Genomic DNA, 17,755 nt, shown 5'->3' with positions numbered 1-17,755 from the left:
TCGGACCCGGTAGCCTCAGCGCCCGAGCGCCGTCCCCAGCCGCTCGACGGCCTCGGTGAGGATCTCGGGCGAGGTGGCGAGGTTGAGCCGCAACCACCCGGCGCCGCCGGTGCCGAAGTCCCGCCCGTCGCCGAGCGCCACCTTCGCGGTGCGCAGCACGTGCCGGTGCGGGTCGACGTCGGCGGGGACGGCGTCGCGCACGTCCAGCCACATCAGGTAGGTGCCCTCGCCCGGGTGGACCCGGACGGCCGGGGCGTGCTCGGCCAGGAGCGTCGTGACCAGCTCGCGGTTGCGCACGATGCCGGCGCGCAGCGCGTCCAGCCACGCGTCGCCCTCGGTGTACGCGGCGGCGTGCGCCAGCACCGCGAGGTGGTTGACGGCGTGCCCGGCCTCCTCGGGGATGCGGCGCAGGTCGTCGGCCGCGTCGGGGCCGGCGAGCGCCGTCGCCGCACGCAGCCCGGCGAGGTTGAAGGCCTTGGAGGCCGAGTGCACGGCGATCGCCGAGCCGCTGCCGGGCACGGACAGCAGCGGCGTGAACGGCGTGGCGCCGTCGGCCAGGTCGGCGACGGTGAACGGCGCGTGGATCTCGTCGGCCACGACCCGCACGCCGTAGCGGCCGGCGAGCGCCAGGACCGCCTCGAGCTCGTCGCGGGTGTGCACGGTGCCGGTCGGGTTGTGCGGGCTGCACAGCAGCAGCACCGCGCGTCGGCCCGACCCGGGCCGGGTGCTGGTGGGTCCGCCGCCGGTGGCCTCGCGGAACGCCGACTCCAGCGTGCCCAGGTCCAGGCGGCCGGCGTCGGTCAGCGGCGCCTCGACGACCCGGCGCCCCTCGTTGCGGGTGTACCCGTAGAACGGCGGGTAGACGGGCGGGGTGACGACGACCGCGTCCCCGGGAGCGGTGAGCACGCGCAGGATCTCGACGAGGGCCACCATGACGTCGGGCAGGGTGCGGCTGGTGCGCTCGTCGGGCGTCCAGCCCCAGCGGCGCTGCGCGAACGGCACGAGGGCGGCGGCATAGGTCGTGCCCCGGTCGTAGCCGGTGTCACCGACCTGCAGCGCCCGGGTGACGGCGTCGACGACGAACGGCGCCTGCGGCACGTCCATCTCGGCGACGAAGAGGGGCAGGACGTCCTCGGGGTAGGCGGTCCACTTCACGGAGGTCCGCCGGCGCAGGTCGGCGAGGGTGAGCTGGTCGAGCGGGCTGGCGCTGGTGTCGATCACGTCTCCGGTCTACCAGACCGCGTGCGCGCGGGCCGTTCCCCGGGTCACACCCGGGCCCGGGGCACCTGTCGGCTCAGACCTCGGCGGGACGCACGACGTCGGACCACTGGTCCTCGCGCAGCGCGGTCCCGGTCTCCTCGAGCCCGGCCCAGCGGCGGGCGTCGGCGATGGTGTCGCCCAGCAGGCTCCGCAGGCGGTCGTCCGCGTCGCCGACGTAAGCCTCGCTGATGCCCTGCACGGCCGTGGACACGACCGATGGGGCGGCGTCCCGCACGAATCGCTTCGGCTTGACGTGGGTGCCGGCGCAGAACCGGCGGGCCCACTCGGAGGTCTTCGGCACCGCGCTCAGGGCCTCGACGCTCTCGACGGACATGGTCCCCTCGGGTCGGGCGTCCAGGACGTCGAGCATGCGCTCGGCGCCGTAGATCGCCACCGCGAGGGTCTGCTGCCGGTCGGCGGGCGCGACCGGGAGGGCCGTCTGGGCGGCACGCAGGGCGATGTGCACGTCCCAGCGCGGGTCGTCGCTGTTCAGCCCGATCACCGACGGGATCATCGGCGCGAGCTGCGGACGGTTCCGGTCCGACGTGAGGTCGTTGACGGCACGCGCCAGCATCGCCAGGAGCGGGTGCGTGCACTGCGGATGATCGCTCCAGCGCTCCCCGGCGAGGAACGACGCGAGCTCCATGAAGCAGGCGCCCTTCTTCGGGTTGCGGTGCTTGCCACGGCCCAGCATGGGCAGGGCGTCGAACGTTCCAGCGGTTCCCACCACGGTGCCACCCCCGTCTTGGTCCTGACTCCCAGTGTGCGCGCGGTGTGACGTAGATCGCAACGGGAAGACGCGAACTGGCTGGTCGCCGGGGGGCCCTCTCACCGACGCGGCCCGGGACCGTCCCCCGGACCGGGGCCGTCCGGGCCATACTGGGACGGTGCCCGCGACCCACGTCCTGGGTTCGCTGACCCACGGCGCTCCCGGGGACCACTCCGCGGACGAGGTGTTCGACCGCATCGTCCGGATCGCCCGCCGTACGCTCGACGTGCCGGCGGCGTGCTTCATCGTGCTCGGCGACGGCCCCGTGCAGCACCTCCCGGGTGCCTCGGGACTGCCCGACGCCGTCCAGCGCAGCCGGGTCTACGAGCTCGACCGTCCGGCCACGGGCATCGTCGCCGAGAGCCGGACGCCGCTCATCGTCCCGGACGTCGCCGCGGAACCGCTGGTCGCGGGCCGCGGCCTCATCGCCGAGATGGGCGTGCGCGCCATCGCCGGCTACCCGGTCGAGGACGGCCGTGGCGAGGTGGTCGGGGCGCTGTGGGCGCTGTGCGACGACCCGCGCGACTGGACCGACGCCGACCTGGCCACGCTGTCCGACCTGGCCGCCGCGTGCACCGGCGAGCTGCGGCTGCGCGCCGAGCGGGAACGCGCCCGGCGCGCCGAGCAGGTCGCCTTCCGCGCCCACCAGCGCGCCCAGTTCCTGCTCGGGCTGTCCGAACGGTTCGCCGGCGTCACCACCATCGAGGAGGTCGAGGAGACCATCGCCCAGGTGGTCGGCACCGGGATGGGGGCCCGCTGGTGCTCCCTGGCCCTGGTCGACGCCGACCGCCGTCACCTGCGCTACGTCACCGTCGGGCACCAGGAGCCGGGCTTCCCCGACGAGATGCGCAGCCTGCGCCTCGACGCTCCCCGGCCGGACGCCGCCGTCGTGCGCGAGCACCGCACCCGCTTCTACCGCGACCACTCCGAGATGATCGCCGCGTACCCGGCGATGGCCGGCCTCGGCCTGACGTCGACGGGAGCCCGGTCGTTCCTGCCGGTGATCGCCGACGACGACGTGATCGGCGTCGTGGTCTGCGTCTGGGACGAGGCCCGCGACCACGACGCCGGCACCGCTGCCCTGGAGACGACCGTCACGCGGTACGTGGCGATGGCACTGGAACGCGTCGCGCTGCTCGAGGCGCGCCGGCGCGTCGCCACCACCCTGCAGGAGTCGCTGCTGACCGACCCGCCGGACGTCGCCCACCTCGACATCTCCACGACGTACGCCCCGGCCGCGCGCACCGACCAGGTCGGCGGGGACTGGTACGACGCGGTCGTCCGCGAGGAGGGCACCGCGATCCTGACGATCGGGGACGTCGCGGGGCACGACGTCAACGCGGCCGCTCAGATGGGCCAGCTGCGCTCGATGCTGCGCGTGCTGGCCTGGAGCCACGACGAGGGCCCGGCGGAGCTGCTGTCCCGGCTCGACCGGGCGGACGCCCAGCTCGGGCTGCACGCCCTGGCGACCGCCGTCGTCGTCCGGCTGGACCACGACGCCGAGCCGCAGGGCGACAGCGGACCCGACGGCACCCCCGAGCGCGGCTACACCCTGACCTGGTCCGACGCCGGCCACCCGCCGCCGCTGGTGCTGCGCCGCGACGGCACGGTCGAGCAGCTCGCAGCGCGTCCGGACATGCTGCTGGGCATCGACCCGGGCACGGTCCGGCACGACCACGTCGACCGTCTGCTGCCCGGCGACACCCTCGTGCTGTACACGGACGGCCTGGTCGAGCGGCGCGGTGTCCAGGTGAACGACCGGATCGCCGAGCTCGAGCAGGCGCTCGCCGACGTGCACGGCGAGGCCACCGCCGCCCTGCCCCGCGCGCTCGTGCGTCGGCTGGTCGGCCGCTCGCAGCGCGACGACGTGGCGGTCCTCGTCGCGCGGGCCCGCGTGCCCGCGCCGTCCGGGCCGCCGTCCGAGGACGGTCCCGCCACGGCCGAGCGCAAGGTCGCGCACGAGGACCTCAGCGACCTCGGGCCCGCTCGCCGCTGGGTCGACGACGTGCTCGAGTCCTGCAGCGTCGACCCCGAGCACCGGCGCACGGCGATGCTGCTGTCCAGCGAGATCCTCACCAACGCGCTGGAGCACGGGGCGGGCCCGATCGTCGCGACCGTCGAGGTCGACGCCCACCGGTTGCGCGTCGGGGTCCGGGACGGCTGCACGCGCGCACCCGTGCTGCGCGCCCCCGAGCCGCAGGACCTGTCCGGACGCGGCGTGCAGTTCCTCGAGCGCCTGGCCTCCCGCTGGGGCGTGGAGCAGCACCTGGCCGGGGACGCGGTCGGCCGGCACGTCGCCCAGGGCGCGGGCAAGACGGTCTGGTTCGAGATCGACCGGTCGGCGCGCCCCCTGACCGGCGTCGTGCCCGTCGTGCGCCGCACCTCGCCCACCAGCTCGATCCCGCTGGTCGAACGGGTGCTGCCGTGGACGCGCGCGGAGGCCCGCCGCCGGCGCACCTGAGTCCTCCGCGCGGGTGTCGGAGGGACCGCCTAGCGTGTGAGACATGACACAGACGGCCTCCCCGGACGCCGGCACCTCTCACGACCTCGCCGCACGGCTCGAGGTCCACCGCCGCGAGCTGACCGGCTACTGCTACCGGCTGCTGGGCGGTGCCGCGGACGCCGACGACGCGGTGCAGGAGACGATGCTGCGGGCCTGGCGCGCGTACGACCGGTTCGAGGGGCGGTCCTCCCTGCGGTCCTGGCTGTACCGGATCGCGACCAACGTGTGCTTCGACGCGCTCGGGTCCGCCAAGCGGCGCGAGCGACCCATGGGCATCGGCGGCCCGCAGCCGGCCGAGATCGAGTACCTGGGCGAGACCCTGACCGAGGAGCGCTGGGTCGAGCCCGTGCCGGACGACGCCGTGCTGCCCCGCGAGGGCGACCCGGCGGACATGGCCGTGGGCCGGGAGTCGGTCCGGCTCGCCTTCGTCGCAGCGCTGCAGCACCTGCCGCCGCGGCAGCGCGCGGTGCTGGTGCTGCGGGAGGTGCTGCGCTGGTCGGCCGCCGAGACGGCCTCGCTGCTCGACACGACCGTGGCCTCGGTGAACAGCGCGCTGCAGCGGGCCCGCGCGACCCTCGGGACGAAGAACCTCTCCCGGGACGCCGACCGCTGGGGCGAGGTCGACGAGGCCCTGCTCGAGCGGTACCTCGACGCGTTCGAGCGGTACGACATGGACGCGCTGGTCGCGCTGCTGCACGACGACGCGGTGCTCAACATGCCGCCGTACACGCTGTGGGTGTCCGGTCCGGCGGAGGTCGTGCGCTGGATGGTCGGCCCGGGCCACGGGTGCCGCGGGTCGCGGTGCCTGCGCGTGCACGCCAACGGCTCGATGGCGTTCGGGCAGTACCGGGCCGCGCCCGAGGGCGGCTGGACCCCGTGGGGGCTGGTCGTGCTCGAGGACGACGGCGCCGGCCGCATCACGGGGATCACCACGTTCCTCGACACGGCCACCTGGTTCCCCCGGTTCGGGCTGCCGGACCGGCTGCCGGCCGAGCACGCGTAGCCACGGTCGGGTGGACCTCCGCCGGGTGCTCACCCGAGGATGGGCACCGTGACCGCCGACCGCGCCCCGCACCGGGACCTCCGGCTCCTCGCCCTGGTGGCGGCCGGAGGTGCCGTCGGTTCGGTGGCCCGCTACGGGGTCGGGCTGCTGCTCCCTCCGTCCTCGGGCGGCTGGCCGTGGGGCACCTTCGCGGTCAACGTCCTCGGCGCGTTCCTGCTCGGCTGGCTGCTCGAGGCGGTCGCCCGCCGGGGCCCGGAGACTCCGCGGCTGCGACGGGTCCGGCTGTTCGCGGGCACGGGTGTCCTGGGCGGCTTCACCACGTACTCCTCCCTGGCGCTGGAGACCACCGGCCTCACCGGGGACGGCGTCTGGCTCGTCGCCGCCGGCTACGTGGTGGCCACGCTGGTCCTCGGCACCCTGGCGGCCCTGCTGGGCGTGCTCCTCGGCCTGCGCAGCCGACGCAGCACCTTCGGCCGCCTGCTGCACCCGGAGGAGAGGCCGTGAGCGGGCTGCTGGGAGCGTTGCTCGTGGGCCTCGGCGGCGGGCTCGGTGCCGCCGCCCGGTTCTGGCTCGCGGACACGATCAAGGCGCGACGGCCGGACGGCTTCCCCTGGGGGACCTGGCTCGTCAACGCGCTCGGGTCGTTCCTCATCGGCCTGGTCGCGGGCTGGATGGCCCTCGGGGCGGCGGACCCCTCCTGGGAGCTGTTCCTCGTCGTCGGCGTCTGCGGCGGCCTCACCACCTTCTCGACGTCGATCCTGGAGACCGCGGCGATGCTGCGCACAGGCCGCCCCGCCCGGGCCGTGCTGCACGCGCTGAGCACGCTGGCGGTCTCGGTGCTCGCCGTCGTCGGCGGGCTCGGGGTCGTGGCGGTGCTGCTCGGCTGAGGGCCCGCGTGCCCGTGGCGCGCCCCGGGTGCCGGCACGACCGGCGAGGTGGAAGGCTGGCCCCATGCGCCTCCTGCTGCTCGACACCGCGTCGCTGTACTTCCGCGCCTACTTCGGGATGCCGGACTCGCTGCGCTCCCCCGACGGCCGGCCCGTCAACGCCGTGCGCGGCCTGCTCGACATGATCGCGTTCCTCGTCACCGAGCATCGGCCCGACCGCGTGGTGGCCTGCTGGGACGACGACTGGCGCCCGGCGTTCCGCGTCGAGGCGATCGGTACGTACAAGGAGCACCGGGTCGCCGAGCTGCGTGCCGACGGACCCGACGTCGAGGAGATGCCCGAGGATCTGCGCGCCCAGATCCCGGTGATCGTCGACGTGCTCGCCGCGCTGGGCATCGCCCGCGTCGGCTCCCCCGGCTTCGAGGCCGACGACGTGATCGGCACGCTCGTCGCGCGGGAGCTCGCCGGCCGCGGTTCCGGCGCTCCGGGGGACGACGGCGGCACCCCGGCCGCGCACGCTCGCTCCGGCCCGGAGGTCGGCATCGTCACCGGCGACCGCGACCTGTTCCAGCTCGTCGACGACGCCGCCGGGGTCGCCGTCCTCTACCCGGCCCGCGGGGTGCGCGACCCGGACGTGGTGGACCAGGCACGGCTCGCCGAGAAGTACGGCGTGCCGACCGGCACGGCCTACGCCGAGATGGCGGTGCTGCGCGGCGACCCGTCCGACGGGCTGCCCGGCGTAGCCGGCATCGGGGAGAAGACCGCGGCCAAGCTGCTCGCGGCGTTCGGGACCCTGGACCGTGTGCTCGAAGCGGCGACCACCGGGGAGAAGGGCGTCACGCCGTCGCAGCGCACCCGGATCGCCGCCGCGGCGGACTACCTCGCCGTGGCCCCCGGCGTCGTCCGCGTGGCCGACGACGCCCCGCTGGAACCGTTCGACGACACCCTGCCCGACGCTCCCGCCGACCCCGAGGCCCTGGACGCGCTGGCCGCCCGGTGGGGCCTCACCTCGAGCGTGCACCGGGTGGTGAGCGCCCTCCAGCCGTGATGGTCTGTGGGGACCCACCACGCCCTCGGAACGGAGCCCCTGAGATGCCCCCTGTGGAGAACCTGCCCGAGGGGGCGCCCGGCTGGATGGACCTGGCGGCCACCGACTTCGACGCCGCGGTCGCCTTCTACACCGCGCTGTTCGGCTGGGAGCACCGGGATCTCGGTGAGCACTTCCGGCACTACGGGCAGTTCACGCACCGCGGCGCGCCCGTGGCGGGCGTCGTGCCGCTGCAGGGCGACGAGCAGACCCCGGGCTGGCACGTCTACTTGTGGACGACGGACGCCGAGGCCGTCGCCGGTCGGATCGGCTCCCACGGCGGCACGGTCGACGTCCCGCCGCAGGACGTGCCCGGGATGGGCCGCTACCTGTTCGCCACCGACCCCGTCGGCGGGCAGATCGGCTGCTGGCAGGCCACCGGGCACCCGGGTTTCGTCCGGCTGGCCGAGGCCGGTGCGCCGTGCTGGTTCGAGCTGTGGACGACCGACTACGACACGGCGCTGCCGTTCTACCGCGACGCGCTCGGCTGGGACGTCCACGAGATGCCCGGCGGGGACGGCTTCCGCTACGCCACGCACGGCGCCGAGGACGCGGCGAGCGCAGGACTGTTCGACGCCGCCGCCGCGCTCGGGGAGCACGGCCGCCCGACCTGGATGGTCTACCTCGGCGCCGCGGACGTCGACGCCGCGGCCGCGCGGGCGGTCGACCTGGGCGGGACCGTGGCCGACGCCCCGGCCGAGACGCCGTACGGACGGATGGTCGACGTCGCGGACCCGAACGGCGCACCCCTGCGGATCATCACCGCCTGACCCGCTCCGGCCCTCGAGTCATCGCGAGGCGCCCAGGGCGGCGGCCGCTGCGGCGGCCACGACCGGGTCGGTGACCTCGTAGCCGTCGTCTCCCCCGCCGCCGGGCCCGCCGTCGTCGGTCACGACGCGCTTGGCGGACAGGTGCACGGCGTCCACCCCGGCCTCGACGAGCACGGGGACGTCAATGACCCGCACGCCGCCGCCGGCCATGACCTGGACGGCACCGTCGAGGACGTCCCGGCTGTGGACGGCGCAGGCCCGCAGCCGGTCGACCCCGTCGGCGCAGCGGGGCGCCCCGCCGGAGGTGAGGACCCTGGTCACGCCGAGCCCGGCCAGCGCGTCCAGGGCGGCCGTCGGTGCGGCGAGCTGGTCGAACGCGCGGTGGAACGTCACCTCGGTGCCCTCGGCCGCCGCCACCAGCTCGCGCAGCGCGACCGTGTCCACGGTGCCGTCCGCGCTCAGCGCGCCGACGACCACGCCGTCCGCCCCGGCAGCCACCGCGGCGGCGACCTCGCGCACCTGCACGTCCAGCTCGCCGTCGACGAGGACGAACCCGCCGGGTCGCGGCCGCACCAGCAGGTGCACCTCGACCGCGGTGGCCCGCTCCACGGCCGCGGCCAGCAGCCCGGGACCCGGCGTCATCCCGCCCGTCGCGCCCAGGGCGGCGCACAGCTCCACCCGACGGGCACCGACCGACGCCGCGACCTCGACACCGGCCACGTCCTGGACCGCCAGCTCGAGGGCCGGCACCGCGGACACGTCGGGACCGGCTCCCGCGGGCGCCGCAGCACCCGCGGGAGCCCCGCCGTCCGACACCGTCAGCCCGTGTTCTGCACGCCGGCGGACACGCCGTTGACCGTCAGCAGCAGCAGGTGGCGCCAGCGGTCCTTGTACCCGCCGTCGACCCACTCGCCCTCGTCCAGCGACAGCCCCTCGCTCGCACCCTGCGTGCGCAGCGCCCGCAGCGCGCGGACCTGCAGCAGCGACAGGGCGTCGACGTAGGGCGACCGGAGCTGCACGGCCCGGCCGAGCACGCGACGGCTGGCCAGCGGCCACTGGTTGCCGGTCACCTTGAGCACCCACTCGTAGGTGAGGTGCATCTCGGTGAGCACCATGTCGGCCAGGTCGTCCCGGTCGCCGAGCGCCAGGTACATCCGCGCGATGCGCTCGTCCGCCTTCGCCAGGGACATCTCGATGTTGTCCAGCAGCGTGGTGAACAGCGGCCACTCCTCGTAGGCGGCCCGGAGCTGCTCCAGGTCGCCGTACTCGCGCAGCGCGGTGCCGAGGCCGTACCAGCCGGCGAGGTTGATGCGCGCCTGCGACCAGGAGAAGACCCACGGGATCGCGCGCAGGTCGTCCAGGGAGTTGACCGACAGGCCGCGCTTGGCCGGGCGGGAGCCGATCGGCAGCAGGCCGACCTCCTCCAGCGGCGTCACCTCGGCGAACCACTGCGGGAAGCCCTCGGACTGCACGAGCTCGTGGAACCGGGCCCGCGAGGTGGCGTCCAGCGCGGCCGCCATGCCGGCGAACCGCTCGGTGGCCTCCGCGTTGCGCTTCTCCGTCGACGGGGCCGAGGCGAGCAGCGTCGCCGCGGCCACCTGCTCGATGTGCCGCGCGGCGATGGTCGGGTTGCCGTAGCGGGCCAGGATGACCTCGCCCTGCTCGGTGAGCTTGAACCGGCCGTCCACCGAGTGGGGCGGCTGGGCCAGCACGGCGCGGTTCGCCGGGCCGCCGCCGCGGCCGAGCGCGCCGCCGCGACCGTGGAAGAGCGTCAGCGTGATGTCGTGCCGCTGCGCCCACTGCGCGATGCGGGACTGCGCCGAGTGAAGCGCCAGCGTCGCCGCCACCGGGCCGACGTCCTTGGAGGAGTCGGAGTAGCCGAGCATGACCTCGACGCGGCGGCCGTTCTCGGCCAGCCGCTTCTGGACCTGCGGCATCTCGAGCATCGCCTCGAGGATCTCCACCGAGTTCTCCAGGTCGGCGAAGGTCTCGAACAGCGGGATCGCGTCGACGACGGGCGGGTCGTCGGTGCCCTCGAACGCCAGGGCGGCCAGCTCGTACACGGCCGCCATGTGCTCCGGCGCCTGCGTGAACGACACGATGTAGCGGCGCGCGGCCCGCTGGCCGAACCGCTTCTGCACCGCGCCCAGGGCACGGAACGTGTCCAGCACCTCGCGGGTGCGGTCGGACAGGTCGCCGTGCACACCCTTGTCGTGGATCTCCTCCAGCGCGGCGGCGTGCACCTGCGAGTGCTGGCGGACCTCGATCTCGGCGAGGTGGAAACCGAAGCTCTGCACCTGCCACACCAGCCGCTGCAGGTCGCCGTAGGCGGCGCGGTTCGCACCGGCCTCGACCAGCGAGTCCTGGACGATCTGCAGGTCGGCCTCGAGCTCGGCCGGCTCGCGGTAGGCCAGGTCGGCGTCGCGGGCGCGGGTCGCGCCGACACGGCCGGCGATGGCCAGCACGGCGGCACGGTGCGGCTCGTTCGGGGACTCCGCCGCCGCCTGGGCGGCCAGGTCCTCCGAGAGCTGGCGCATCCGCTGCCACAGCGCCTTGAGCTCGTCCGACGCCGGGGTGGACGCCTCCTCCAGCGTGAGCTTGCGGCCGGTGGCCCGCGCCGCCTGCTCGAGCGCCGTGAGCGCGTGCTCGGCGGCCAGCGTGGCTGCCTGGCGCGTCACCTCGGCGGTGACGTTCGGGTTGCCGTCCCGGTCGCCGCCGATCCACGACCCGAGGTAGACGAACGGGCTCGCGACGGGCTTCGTCCGTCCCGCGTCGCCGTCGAGCAGCCAGTCGTCCAGGCGCCGGTAGACCTCGGGGTAGGTCTCGAACAGCGTGGCGTCGAAGACGCCCATCGCCGTCTTGACCTCGTCGAGCACGGTCGGCTTCGCGGCACGGATCGGCGAGGTGCGCCACATCGTGTCGATCTCGGCGATGAGCCGGCGCTCGTTCTCCGAGCGGGAGGTGCCGCCCAGCTCGACGGTGTCGCGGTCGGCCAGCAGGTCGGAGATGCGCCGCACGGCACCCGAGACGGCCCGACGGCGGGCCTCGGTGGGGTGCGCGGTCAGCACCGGGCGGAACTCGAGCTCGGACAGGCGACGCAGCGCCTCGTCACGCCCGACCTCCTCGGTCAGCTGGGTGAAGGCCGCCGGCAGCGACTCCTCGATCGCCGCCCCGGACTCCGCCTCGCGCTGCCGCAGCACGCGCACGCGGTGGTACTCCTCGGCCAGGTTCGCCAGGTGGAAGTAGCAGGTGAAGGCACGCGCGACCTGCTCGGCCCGCTCCAGGCTGTAGCCGGCGACGACGTCGGAGGCCTCGGCCAGCGCGGCACCGCCGTCGTCCACCCCGTAGGCGCGGATCGTCAGCTCGCGCAGGCGTTCGACGTCGTCGAGCAGGTCCTGGCCGCCGGCCTCGCGCAGGACGTCGCCCAGGAGGCCGCCGAGCAGGCGGATGTCGTCGCGCAGCGGGTCGGGCATCTCGTGACGGGCGACCACACGCTCGATCGCGCCCGTGCTCGGGCTCTGGTGTCCGTAGTTGTCGCTCACGCGCTTCAGACTAAGCGGAACCACGCTTGAGACATAGTTTGCGTCCGCCAGGCGGGCGGCCGACCGACAACCGACGTCAGCCGGTGTAGGCGCCCTGCCAGACGGTGTCGAAGGGGGTGTGCGCGGCGACCCGGGCCCGGATGCCGGCCGTGACCATGTCCTTGGCGACCTCGACGGCCGCCGGGACGTCGGCACCCTTGGCCAGCTCGGCGGTGATCGCGGCCGCGAACGTGCAGCCGGCACCCGAGACACGCTCCTCGCCGACCTTCGGGGCCGTGAGCACCGTGACCTCCTCGCCGTCGAACAGCACGTCGACGGCGTCGGGACCGGGCAGCTCGGCCCCGCCCTTGGCGACCACGTAGCGGGGGCCCGCGGAGGTGTCGAGCAGCGCGTGGACGCGACGGGCGGCCTCGGTCAGGTCGGCGACGTCGTCGATCCGGTCCATGCCCGCCAGCGTCGCCGCCTCGAACATGTTGGGGGTGACGACGGTCGCGTGCGGCAGGACGCGCTCGCGCAGCGCCGTGTCGGTGTCGAGCGCCGCACCGGGCTCCTGGCCCTTGCAGATGAGGACCGGGTCGAGGACCACGTGCCGCCAGGGTCGCGTGGACACGGACTTCGCGACGACGTCGACGGTCGCGGGCGTGCCGAGCATGCCGATCTTCACCGTGTCGAGGTCGTGGGTGGCCGTGGCCGCCTCGATCTGGTCGACGATCACCTGCGGCTCGACCGGGACGAACCGGTGCGCCCAGTCGTGCAGCGGATCGAAGGAGACGATGCACGTCAGCGTGCCGACGCCGTAGACGCCGCGCTGCTGGAAGGTCTTGAGGTCGGCCTGGATGCCGGCGCCTCCCGTGGCCTCGGAGCCGGCGATCACGTAGGCGAGCGGGGGTGTGCTGGGCATGTCGACCAGCCTACGACGACGGCGCTCCGGCCCGGACCGGCCGTTCAGAGCGTGCCGAGCAAGCGGGCGCGGGCGTCGGCACGCTCGACGTCGCTGATCCGGCCGGCGGCGTGCAGCCGGTCGAGGTGCTCCAGCCGCTGCTCGAGCAGTCCGGGCCGGTCGGTGGGCACGGAGGCGCCGCGCGCACCACCGCGGACGAGCGCCACCGCGATCGCGACCAGAGCGAGCGCGACGACGACCGGCACCAGCATGTTGGCCAGCATCACCAGGGACATCCGCACCCTCACCCGTCGACTCGGTTGACCGGAGACACCGTAGCGGACGCTCCCGAGGCGTCGTCGGACCCTGCTCGTAGGCTGTCGGGCATGAGCATGCCGATCGGTGCCCACGTCAGCCTCGCCGACGCCGTGACCGAGGCCCAGGAGATGGGGGCCGACGTCGTCCAGGTGTTCCTGTCCGACCCGCAGGCGTGGAAGGTGCCGCCGCTGGACTACCCGGGCGGGGCGGAGGCCTTCCGGACCGCGACGTCCGAGGCCGGGATCGACGTCGTCGTGCACGCGCCGTACGTCATCAACGTCGCCTCGACGAACAACCGCATCCGCATCCCGAGCCGCAAGCTGCTGCAGCAGATCATGACCGGCGCCGGCGAGATCGGCGCGCGGGGCGTGGTCGTGCACGGCGGGCACGTCACGGCGAAGGACGATCCGGCGAAGGGGTTCGACAACTGGCGCAAGGCGATCGAGGCGCTCGACACCGACGTCCCCGTGCTCATCGAGAACACGGCCGGGGGCGACCACTCGATGGCACGGCGACTGGACCGCATCGCGGAGCTGTGGGCAGCGGTGCAGCAGGCGGACAGCGACGTTGAGGTCGGCTTCACGCTCGACACGTGCCACGCCTGGGCCGGGGGCCTCGACCTGTCCACGGTGGTGGACGACGTCCGGGCGATCACCGGCCGGATCGACCTCGTGCACGCCAACGACTCGCGCGACGCCGCCGGTTCCGGGGCTGACCGGCACACGAACTTCGGGGCCGGCGAGATCCCGCCCGAGCTGCTCCTCGACGTGATCCGCACCGCCGGTGCACCTGTCGTGTGCGAGACGAAGGGCGACGTCGCCACGGACATCACCTGGTTGCGCGAGCGCCTCTGAGCGTCTCGGCAGCGTCCCGGAGGCGGGCTCGGGCCGGGTCGGCCACGCACCGGCGAGCAGTGTCCTACCTCGCCGAGTAGTTGCCTACCTCGCGGAAGAGTTGCCTACCTCGCGAGTCCGGCGTCGTGCACGGCGATCGCCGCCTGCACCCGGTTCCCTGCCGCCAGCTTGTCGAGGATCCGCGAGACGTGCGTCTTCACGGTGGGCACGCTCATGTACAGCTCGCCGGCGATCTCCGCGTTGGACAGTCCCCGGGCGAGCACGACGGCCACGTCCCGCTCCCGCGCGGTCAGGGTCTCCACCCGGCGGCGTGCCGCCCGGCGACCGACCTCCGACTCCGCGGCCGCGCCGCCCGAGACCCGGTCGATGAGCTGGGCCGTCACCGACGGCGACAGCGTCGGCTCCCCTGCCGCGGCCGCCCGCACGGCGGCGACCAGCCGGTCCGGCGGCGTGTCCTTGAGCAGGAACCCCGCCGCCCCGGCGCGCAGCGCCCGCACGACCATGTCGTCCGTGTCGAACGTGGTCAGGACGATCACGCGCGGCGCGTCGGCGTCCGTCGAGGCCAGCTGCCGCGTCGCCTCGATCCCGTCGACACGGGGCATACGGATGTCCATGAGCACCACGTCCGGCCGGAGGCGGCGCACCAGGGTCACGCCGTCGTCGCCGTCCCCCGCGTCGCCCACGACCCGCACCTCGGGCGCCCCACCGAGGATGAGACCCAGCCCGGCCCGCACCAGGGGATCGTCGTCCACCACCACCACGGAGATCGCCTCGGTCATGACGCCCACGGTAGCCACGCCCGCACCGCGAAGGAGTCGCCGGACGCGCCTGCCGTGAGAGACCCCCCGGCGAGCTCGGCCCGCTCCTCCAGACCCAGCAGGCCGAGCCCCGACGGCGACACGACCGCGCCGTCACCGCGCCGCGGCACGGGCTCCGCCTCCGCGACCGGGTTCGACACCGTGATCCACAGGCCCTGACCAGGGCCGCCCCGCAGCACCACCGACGCCGGCATCCGCGCGGCGTGCTTGCGCACGTTGGTCAGCGCCTCCTGCACGATCCGGTACGCGGTGCGGGACGTCGCCGTCGGCAACCGGTCCACGTCGACGGTGCGGTCGACCAGACGCACCGGCACCCCGGCGTCCCGGGTCGCGGCCACGAGCTCCTCGACGGCGGCCAGCGTCGGCTGAGGCCCCTCGGGCGGGCCCTCGGCGTCCGCACCGTCCAGCCCGCGCAGCACCCCGAGCACCTCGCGCAGCTCGCCGAGCGCCTCGTGGGCGCTGTCGCGGACCAGGCCGGCGGTCTCGGCGACCTTCTCCGGCGGCAGGTCGCTGCGGTACGCGAGCGCGCCGGCGTGCATCGCCACCAGCGACATGCGGTGCGCGAGCACGTCGTGCATCTCCCGGGCGATCCGCGCCCTCTCGTTCGCCCGTGCCTGGGCGACCCGGCTCGCCTGCTCGCGCTCCGCCGTCGCGACCCGCTCGTGCAGCTCGGCGACGTGCTCCCGCCGCAGCCCGACGTATGCGCCGATCCAGACCATCAGCGCGAACAGTCCGACACCGCTGGCGACGTCGACGACCCAGGTCGTGCCGTCGTCCACCGGGTACAGGACCCCGTAGGCCCAGCCGCCCACGACGAAGACCACCCCGACCAGGCCGATGCGCCACCAGCGCCGGTGCGTCGCGAGCGAGACCACCGCGAGCGTCAAGGGTCCCGAGGCGAACACCGAGACCGTCGACGCCGCCGCGATCAGCAGCGCGACAGCCGTGGGGAACCGGTGGCGCAGCACCACCAGACCGAAGCAGAGCAGCCCCACGGCGATGTCCAGGGCGAGGCGGTCGGGGCTGGACGCGCGCTGGCCGGTCTCCACCTCCCACACGACCGCACCGGCCACCAGCATGCTGACGGCGAAGGCCGCCAGCAGCCGCCACGTCTCGGCCCAGACCCGCCGCCACCGGATCGGAGGTCCGTCCGGCGCACCGGCGGCCGGGGACGGAGCGTCGCTCGGGTCGACCCGGTACGGGTCGGCGGACGGGGTGGGCACGTGGCGAGCCTAGGCCGCGGCCCGACGCCGGGCATCAGCCGAAGGGATGAGCCGGAACCTCCGACCGGACGAGACGGACCCGCCGCACGGGCGATGTGCGCGCCCGCGTCCGGACGGGAACCTGAGGGCATGATCACCGTGGAGCACCTGACCAAGAGGTACGGCCCCGTCCTGGCCGTGGACGACGTCTCGTTCACGGCCGACCCGGGGGTCGTCACCGGCTTCCTCGGCCCCAACGGCGCCGGCAAGTCGACCGCCATGCGCATGATGTGCGGCCTGACACCGCCGACGAGCGGCACGGCCCGCGTCCTCGGCCGGCCGTACGCGGCCCTGGCCAACCCCGGACGGCGCGTGGGCGTGCTGCTCGACGCCTCGGCCCAGCACGCCGGTCGCACCGGCCGCGAGACGCTGACGCTGTCGGCGCTGCTGACCGGGGTCGACCGGCGCCGCGTCGACGAGGTGCTCGACGTCGTCGGGCTCACTCCCGCCGAGGCCGGACGTCGTGTGCGCACCTACTCGCTGGGGATGCGTCAGCGACTCGGCCTCGCGACCGCCCTGCTCGGAGACCCCGACGTCCTGATCCTCGACGAGCCCGCCAACGGCCTCGACCCCGCCGGCATCCGGTGGATGCGGGACCTGCTGCGCGACTTCGCGGGCCGTGGCGGCACCGTGCTGCTGTCCAGCCACCTGCTGGCCGAGATCGAGCAGGTCGCCGACCGGCTCGTCGTCATCGGACGCGGCCGGGTCGTGGCGGAGGGCACCAAGGACGAGCTGCTGCGCGCGGCCGGCATGGTGGTCCGCTCGCTGGACGACGTCGCCCTGGCCGCCGCGCTGCGCCACGCCGGCGTCGACGTCGAGCCGGGTGCCCACGGCGGGCTGGCCGTCGCCGCGGACGCCGAGACCGTGGCGCGCACCGCCGTCGGCGCGGGCGTCCTCGTGACCGAGCTGCGCCCCGCCGACTCCCGCGGGCTGGAGGAGCTGTTCCTCGAGCTCACCGCCGCGGACGCCCGCGAGGAGGTGGCGGCATGAGCGCCGTCGACCAGACCCGGACCGGCCACCGCCCCGGCACGCGCACCGGCACGCGCACCGCGGCCGAGATCCGCCCCGTCCCCTTCTCCCGCCTGACGCTGGTCGAGTGGCGCAAGCAGCTCGACACCCGGGCCGTGCGGTGGCTGTTCGTCACCATCGCGCTGCTGACGGCCGGCGTCGTCACCGTGACGGCCCTGGTCGGCGAGGGCGACGTGTCGTTCGAGACGTTCGTCTCGAACACCTCCACGCCCCTGGCCATGCTGCTGCCGATCGTCGCCATCCTGGCCACGACGGCCGAGTGGTCGCAGCGCACCGCGCTGACCACGTTCACGCTCGAGCCCCGGCGCGGTCGGGTCGTCGGGGCCAAGCTGCTGACCGCGGTCGGCTCCGGCCTGGCGTTCTTCGTCGTGGCCGTGGGGATCGCCGCCGTCGCCCACCTCGGTGTGGTGACCCTGCGCGACGCCTCGCCGGACTGGGGACTCGGCGCGATGACGGCCGGCATGGCCCTGATGATCGTGCTGTGGATGGTCCAGGGCGTCGCGTTCGGCCTGGCGCTGCAGAGCACCCCGGCCGCGATCGTCGTCTTCCTCGCGGTGCCGACCATCGTCGGGGCGATCACGATGCTGGTGACCGCCTGGTCCGACGTGTGGCCCTGGCTCGACCTCTCCACGTCGTCCGTCCCGCTGATCATGGGCGAGCCGCTGGGCGGCACCGAGTGGGCGCAGCTGGCGACGTCGGCGGCGATCTGGGTCGGCCTGCCCCTGGCGGTCGGCGTCCGGCGCGTGCAGCGCGGGGAGGTCAAGACCTCCTGA

General features: G+C 74.7%; 17 protein-coding genes. 9 read left to right on the top strand and 8 right to left on the bottom strand.

Annotation, left to right across the window (positions count from 1 at the left end; translation table 11 throughout):
• Positions 1-15: 15 nt before the first annotated feature.
• On the bottom strand, positions 16-1,221 hold the full coding sequence (locus tag V5O49_RS10130; protein ID WP_332902119.1) for a MalY/PatB family protein: 1,206 nt from the start codon (positions 1,219-1,221) through the stop codon (positions 16-18).
• 73 nt (positions 1,222-1,294) lie between these two features.
• Positions 1,295-1,987: a hypothetical protein gene (locus V5O49_RS10125; RefSeq protein ID WP_332902118.1), complete on the bottom strand. Its 693-nt coding sequence runs from the start codon at positions 1,985-1,987 to the stop codon at positions 1,295-1,297.
• A 160-nt stretch (positions 1,988-2,147) separates the two neighbouring features.
• Between V5O49_RS10125 and V5O49_RS10120 the strand changes: the two genes are divergently transcribed.
• From V5O49_RS10120 to V5O49_RS10095, 6 genes are all read left to right on the top strand, one after another.
• Complete coding sequence (locus tag V5O49_RS10120; RefSeq protein ID WP_332902117.1) at positions 2,148-4,490, top strand: SpoIIE family protein phosphatase; 2,343 nt, start codon at positions 2,148-2,150, stop codon at positions 4,488-4,490.
• Positions 4,491-4,533: 43 nt separating this feature from the next.
• A complete protein-coding gene (locus tag V5O49_RS10115) occupies positions 4,534-5,535 on the top strand; it encodes a sigma-70 family RNA polymerase sigma factor (RefSeq protein ID WP_332902116.1) in 1,002 nt (333 codons plus the stop codon).
• Between the two features lie 39 nt (positions 5,536-5,574).
• Entirely contained in the window at positions 5,575-6,039 is a 465-nt protein-coding gene (locus tag V5O49_RS10110; protein WP_332902115.1) for a fluoride efflux transporter FluC, read from the top strand.
• Entirely contained in the window at positions 6,036-6,422 is a 387-nt protein-coding gene (gene crcB, locus V5O49_RS10105) for a fluoride efflux transporter CrcB (protein WP_332902114.1), read from the top strand. Before V5O49_RS10110 ends, crcB begins: the two co-directional genes overlap by 4 nt.
• 64 nt (positions 6,423-6,486) lie before the next feature.
• Positions 6,487-7,470, top strand: a complete 984-nt coding sequence (locus V5O49_RS10100; RefSeq protein ID WP_332902113.1) for a 5'-3' exonuclease — start codon at positions 6,487-6,489, stop codon at positions 7,468-7,470.
• A gap of 44 nt (positions 7,471-7,514) precedes the next feature.
• Positions 7,515-8,279, top strand: coding sequence for a VOC family protein (locus tag V5O49_RS10095; protein WP_332902112.1), 765 nt, complete (start codon positions 7,515-7,517; stop codon positions 8,277-8,279).
• An 18-nt stretch (positions 8,280-8,297) separates the two neighbouring features.
• On the opposite strand, the gene V5O49_RS10090 is transcribed toward V5O49_RS10095, so the two are convergent.
• The 4 genes from V5O49_RS10090 to V5O49_RS10075 form a co-directional block, all read right to left on the bottom strand.
• Positions 8,298-9,038 carry a copper homeostasis protein CutC gene (locus tag V5O49_RS10090; protein ID WP_332902111.1) on the bottom strand — a complete coding sequence of 247 codons (741 nt, stop codon included), beginning with the start codon at positions 9,036-9,038 and terminating at the stop codon, positions 8,298-8,300.
• A 59-nt stretch (positions 9,039-9,097) separates the two neighbouring features.
• Entirely contained in the window at positions 9,098-11,752 is a 2,655-nt protein-coding gene (locus V5O49_RS10085; RefSeq protein ID WP_332902148.1) for a phosphoenolpyruvate carboxylase, read from the bottom strand.
• Positions 11,753-11,897: 145 nt separating this feature from the next.
• Positions 11,898-12,722, bottom strand: a complete 825-nt coding sequence (locus V5O49_RS10080; protein ID WP_332902110.1) for a hydroxymethylpyrimidine/phosphomethylpyrimidine kinase — start codon at positions 12,720-12,722, stop codon at positions 11,898-11,900.
• 44 nt (positions 12,723-12,766) lie between these two features.
• Positions 12,767-12,997 carry a hypothetical protein gene (locus V5O49_RS10075; RefSeq protein ID WP_278235654.1) on the bottom strand — a complete coding sequence of 77 codons (231 nt, stop codon included), beginning with the start codon at positions 12,995-12,997 and terminating at the stop codon, positions 12,767-12,769.
• 90 nt (positions 12,998-13,087) lie between these two features.
• Between V5O49_RS10075 and V5O49_RS10070 the strand changes: the two genes are divergently transcribed.
• A complete protein-coding gene (locus V5O49_RS10070; protein ID WP_332902109.1) occupies positions 13,088-13,873 on the top strand; it encodes a deoxyribonuclease IV in 786 nt (261 codons plus the stop codon).
• 104 nt (positions 13,874-13,977) lie between these two features.
• On the opposite strand, the gene V5O49_RS10065 is transcribed toward V5O49_RS10070, so the two are convergent.
• Both V5O49_RS10065 and V5O49_RS10060 read right to left on the bottom strand, forming a co-directional pair.
• Positions 13,978-14,652, bottom strand: a complete 675-nt coding sequence (locus V5O49_RS10065; RefSeq protein ID WP_332902108.1) for a response regulator transcription factor — start codon at positions 14,650-14,652, stop codon at positions 13,978-13,980.
• Positions 14,649-15,914: a sensor histidine kinase gene (locus tag V5O49_RS10060; protein ID WP_332902107.1), complete on the bottom strand. Its 1,266-nt coding sequence runs from the start codon at positions 15,912-15,914 to the stop codon at positions 14,649-14,651. Before V5O49_RS10060 ends, V5O49_RS10065 begins: the two co-directional genes overlap by 4 nt.
• Before the next feature lie 129 nt (positions 15,915-16,043).
• On the opposite strand from V5O49_RS10060, the gene V5O49_RS10055 reads away from it, so the two are divergent.
• Together V5O49_RS10055 and V5O49_RS10050 are read left to right on the top strand one after the other, a co-directional pair.
• Positions 16,044-16,943 carry an ABC transporter ATP-binding protein gene (locus V5O49_RS10055; protein WP_332902106.1) on the top strand — a complete coding sequence of 300 codons (900 nt, stop codon included), beginning with the start codon at positions 16,044-16,046 and terminating at the stop codon, positions 16,941-16,943.
• Positions 16,940-17,755: an ABC transporter permease gene (locus V5O49_RS10050; protein ID WP_332902105.1), complete on the top strand. Its 816-nt coding sequence runs from the start codon at positions 16,940-16,942 to the stop codon at positions 17,753-17,755. The genes V5O49_RS10055 and V5O49_RS10050 overlap by 4 nt, the downstream gene beginning before the upstream one ends.

This window comes from Isoptericola haloaureus, assembly GCF_036689775.1.
GTDB lineage: Bacteria > Actinomycetota > Actinomycetes > Actinomycetales > Cellulomonadaceae > Isoptericola > Isoptericola haloaureus.
The sequence above is the reverse complement of the archived record's forward strand: the minus strand, read 5'-3'. Positions and strand labels throughout refer to the sequence as shown.